Raw genomic sequence first — 4565 nt, 5'->3', positions numbered from 1 at the left:
GCTGTGGAACCACCTGACTCCATTCCGAACTCAGAAGTGAAACGCAGCTGCGACGATGGTAGTGTAGCATTCGCTATGCGAGAGTAGTTCACCGCCAGGCTCCCAATACTAACCTCACTCTAACGAGTGGGGTTTTTTATTGCCCGCACAAAGCTGCATCGAACGCTCCAGTCTGGTTAACGCCCAATAAAAAAGCCCGCTATGCGGGCTTTTTAGGGCAATAAGCGTCTAGTTACGATGCAAGGAACCATGTACATCGTATCTCCAATCGGCGCTGTTTAATGCTTTAATATGCGACGCAGCTTTATCTGCGGTAATTGCAGTAATGAAGTGCCCGTTCTTATCGAGAAATACCAGCCATTGTTTAGCTGTTTTAGCAATGTCGCTGTCAGCAACAAAAATATGCATGCCAAGATACTGTGATACTGTACTGCGCCAGCCATGCTGGACTTTAAACACATAACGGCCCTGATAATCCGGGTGCAGATAATTTGCCTGCTGTACTGCACTCAGCTGCTGTTTATCAACGACGTTCACCAGCGCTACAGCATGGCTGCGTGCTATAAGCTGCTGAACATCTTGCTGCTCGGCGTTGGATCGTGATTTAGCTGATGTGCTTTTTTTTCCGAGTGGTTTTCCAAGTGGTATTGCCAGCTCTAACGCAAATAATGCGACTTCGTAGTTGTCCTGCAATGTCTGCAGGGCTTTACTGTCTTCACAGTTTGAAGGCTTAATGATGGCACCTGACACAGTTTTTGTTATGCGCTCATCTATTGCCAGCAACTGATCAATATTCTGGCTGTGTATTTTTTGCTGTAGCAGCGCCAGCATGCGTGGTTGCTCTTTATCTGTAGTAGGCTTTTGTAGCTCAACTTCAACGGCTTGCTCTTTACATTGCTGGTAATAGCGGGTGAGTTCTGCAGAATGCAGCGCGCTACTGATAGCGGACTGTAATGTGCGCCTTTCTGAGCCGGAATAGCTGTTTGCCATAGCCGGAGTGGTTGAGAGCATACTAATAAAGGGCAGAAGTACTAACATAATTTATTACCGGAAAAACACTGGCCGCACCTTAGCCTGTGTAAGAAAAAAATGAAAGGAAATACTGGTTTGATCAGCAAGGTGGCAAAAAATTGTCACTATTTCGTAATATTTGTGCCAGTCGTTGTATCAATGCCGGTTTGCCGTTGAAACCCTGCTTTGTCACGACGTCTGCTATTGCGTATCGTTGCCAGAGTAAAGCAGCAAATGGCAGTTGCTGATCTGCTGCCAGGCCAGACTTATGTAAGTTAAACCAACGTAGCAGCAGATGCTGCACCAGTTCATATGGCCGCTGACCAAGGCTAAACAGGCGCAGTTGGTCTATCTCAGCTGTTGTCAGTGCAGTCAGGTTATCCGGCTCAGCCAGTGATATTGCCAGTTCAGTACTTAACAGCGGGTAAGTCTGTAGGTTCTGATACAGTAAGGTCGCAAACTGCTGCTGTAAGGAGTCGACAAGCTGTTTGTCTGACTTCACTGCCTGTAACATCAATAGTGAGTATTCGGAGCTGGCTTTGTCAGTGCTGGTACCAAGACGAACCGGTTGATAGCCAGCCCGGTGCCAGAATTCAAATAACTCTGTTGTCAGGCCATAACTTGTGCCCAGACAAAACACATCTTGCTGCTGTGCCAGCTGGCGGATGTGCTGCAGCAGTTGCATGCCAAGCCCACACCGCTGCAAACCGGGTTGCACAGCTATACGCATAACACGCCATAATCTTTGTTCAGCGAGCTCAGGTCTGGCTAAATGAAACGCCAGGTTTTGCGCCAGCAGATGGCCCTGCAAGCGTCGTTCAGAGCGGTAGATCTGGGCGGCAAGTTGCGTTGGTATTTCGCCTTCTTTACTTACCAAAGCACATGCCAGCACATTGTTATTCTGCAGTAGTGTAACAACCTTAAGCTGAGGGTTGTCGAGCAAAGCGGCTAAATCCCTCACCTGAGTCTGATAGTGTGCCAGGCTCAGCAGGCTGAATACCTGCTGTAACAGAGCAGGTTGACCAATCCAGTCTGTATAGGTAAAGCACTGAAATTGCGTTGGCTTCTGGCGATCATATTCACTGCCGGAAGCTGACTGCTGCAGTAAGAAGCAGTTAAAAATCGTTTGCTCTAATGGATCATCCGCCTGATAGCGCACGGGTTGCTGTATATGCAGCTTTCGCCAGTCCGGGTTGTATTCATTAAGATACTGTTGAAAACGCAGCTGAAAACCGCGGCCGGTGCCTTCATAACCATGCTCGGTACTGGCAAATACAATACGGCTGAAACGGTGCAGTATTTGTTGTAATACCGGTGTTGGGATAGCTGCAGCTTCGTCTACCAGTAATAAATCGGCTTTTATGTCACTGCGTAGCAGTGCATCGAACGGCATAAACTGCAACAGATGCTGATTTTCAGCTGCCGTAAGCTGCAGGAAATGCAGCTGGGCAGTTTGTGCAGCATTCGGTGACGGTGCGGTAAGCAGGATATGCTTTCCAACTTCGGCCAGCTGCGATGCCGCTATTCCCAGTGCTGCTGATTTACCGCGGCCACGGTTTGCTGTCAGCACCAAGGGTCTGCGGCGATGCCCGCTAACCACGCGATGTATCGCCGTAACAGCGTGTTGCTGCTCTGCTGTGATGTAAGGCGCTGCGGTTTGCGCTGTGGTCGCTCGCTCGGGCCAGATAAGCTGTTGCAGCAGTTGTTGGTCGCGTAACAGGATGATGTTCTGCTGTTGTAGCAGTGTTAGCCAGAACGATAAAAACTGCCCCTGATGCGTGCTGGCGTCGAGTGGATAGGGTAAAAGATGTTTATGTGCCGGATTAGGCTGATGTTGCCAGAGTTCAAAAGGCGGGCACAGCAAAAGCCACAAGCCACCGGCTTTTACACAACCGGCTGATGCGGCGACGAGGTCGGCATTAAAACCATTAAAAGCATTAATCACCAGCGTATCACACTCTGTACCCAATAACTGATACGCTGTTTTTGCCGAGAGATCAGTGGCGGCTGGTGGCGCATCTGCACCTAGCCAGTAAACTTGCTCCGGCTGAGTCAACTGCAGCAATGTCGCTATTTGCGCTAATAACGAATCTTTATCACCCTGCCAGACTACCGGCAAACGGATATGATGCTGAGCGGCCCGCTGTTGCCATTGCTGCAATTGCGCCAACAGCTGCTGCTGTGTCATTAAGCTATAGCCTGCAAACGGGCATAAGCGGTAACCAACCATTTGCTGCCCAGGCCATCAAAGTTAACCTGAATACGTGATTGATTGCCGGTACCTTCATAATTCAGCACCGTGCCTTCACCGAATTTGTCATGCAGCACACGCTGGCCGAGTTTAAAGCCGGTATTTTCAAAAGCTACATGTGAAGCCGCACTGCCAAAGCGGTTAAACTGTGTCGGGCGGCTGACCTGAGTGGTCAGGCGGATTTCTTCCAGATATTCAGCCGGTATTTCGCGGATAAAACGTGACGGCTTGTGGTATTGCTCCTGGCCATACAGGCGGCGGCTTTCGGCATGAGTTAAATACAGTTTTTTCATCGCCCGTGTCATACCGACATAACACAGGCGGCGCTCTTCTTCCAAACGCGTCGGGTCGTCGCCGCTTTGCTGGCTGGGAAACATACCTTCTTCCAAGCCACAAATAAACACCAACGGAAACTCCAACCCCTTGGCGCTGTGCAGTGTCATCAGTTGCACGGCATCGGAGTGTTCTTCCGCCTGATATTCGCCGGCTTCCAATGCGGCTTGTGATAAAAACGCTGCCAGCGGCGTCATATCTTCGGCGCGGCTTTCATCAAAGTTCTGACAAGCGGTGATAAGCTCATTTAAGTTCTCTATCCGCGTTTCGGCTTTTTCACCTTTTTCTGCCTGATACATCGCATACAGGCCGGATTGTTTAATCACGTGCTCTGCTTGTTCGTGCAGCGGTAACTCTGTTACCTGGCTGTCCAGCTGTTCAATCAGCTGCATAAAGCTGTCGATGGCGGAGGCAGCGCGGCCGGTAAGCTGTTTCTGTGCCAGCATCTGTTGCAGGCTTTGCCACAGTGTTTGCTGCTGTGCCCGGGCATATTCGCGCACTTTATTTAGCGTAGTGTCACCGATACCGCGAGCCGGGGTATTAATAACCCGCTCCAGTGCGGCGTCATCCTGACGGTTACTCAGAATACGCAGGTAGGCCAGCGCGTCTTTAATTTCTTGTCGCTCGTAGAAACGCAAGCCGCCGTAGATACGATAATGCAGGCCTTCCTGAATTAACGCTTCTTCCAATACCCGTGACTGCGCGTTATTGCGGTACAAAATCGCTGTCTCGGATAAGCGATCACCCTGCTTATGCCAGTCACGGATGCGGCCAACGATAAAGCGCGCTTCATCCAGCTCGTTAAAGGCGGTGTATAACGAAATAACCTCGCCTTCGGCGCCGTCAGTCCACAGGTCTTTGCCCAAGCGGTCATTATTGTTGGCAATAACCGCATTGGCTGCTTTAAGAATGGTGGCGGTAGAGCGGTAGTTTTGCTCCAGCTTGATCACTTGCAGCTGCGGGTAGTCTT

General features: G+C 50.2%; 3 protein-coding genes and 1 rRNA gene. 1 reads left to right on the top strand and 3 read right to left on the bottom strand.

Annotated features, from left to right (window positions below; genetic code table 11):
- Positions 1 to 100: ribosomal RNA gene (gene rrf / locus VIN66_RS04760) — 5S ribosomal RNA — on the top strand; the annotation flags it as partial.
- 128 nt (positions 101 to 228) lie between these two features.
- Here the strand turns inward: rrf and VIN66_RS04755 are convergent.
- The 3 genes from VIN66_RS04755 to VIN66_RS04745 form a co-directional block, all read right to left on the bottom strand.
- Positions 229 to 1038, bottom strand: a complete 810-nt coding sequence (locus VIN66_RS04755) for a hypothetical protein (RefSeq protein ID WP_331922925.1) — start codon at positions 1036 to 1038, stop codon at positions 229 to 231.
- A 73-nt stretch (positions 1039 to 1111) separates the two neighbouring features.
- The gene (locus VIN66_RS04750; protein ID WP_331922924.1) at positions 1112 to 3199 is read right to left on the bottom strand and encodes a tRNA(Met) cytidine acetyltransferase TmcA; all 2088 of its coding nucleotides are present in this window, start codon (positions 3197 to 3199) and stop codon (positions 1112 to 1114) included.
- A partial coding sequence (locus tag VIN66_RS04745) for a 3'-5' exonuclease (RefSeq protein WP_331922923.1) occupies positions 3199 to 4565 on the bottom strand: 1367 nt, incomplete at its 5' end. The genes VIN66_RS04750 and VIN66_RS04745, both read right to left, overlap by 1 nt.

This window comes from Rheinheimera sp. (genome assembly GCF_036568245.1).
Taxonomy (GTDB): domain Bacteria; phylum Pseudomonadota; class Gammaproteobacteria; order Enterobacterales; family Alteromonadaceae; genus Alishewanella.
Note: the sequence above shows the minus strand (reverse complement) of the source record. Positions and strands in the feature narration are given on the sequence as shown.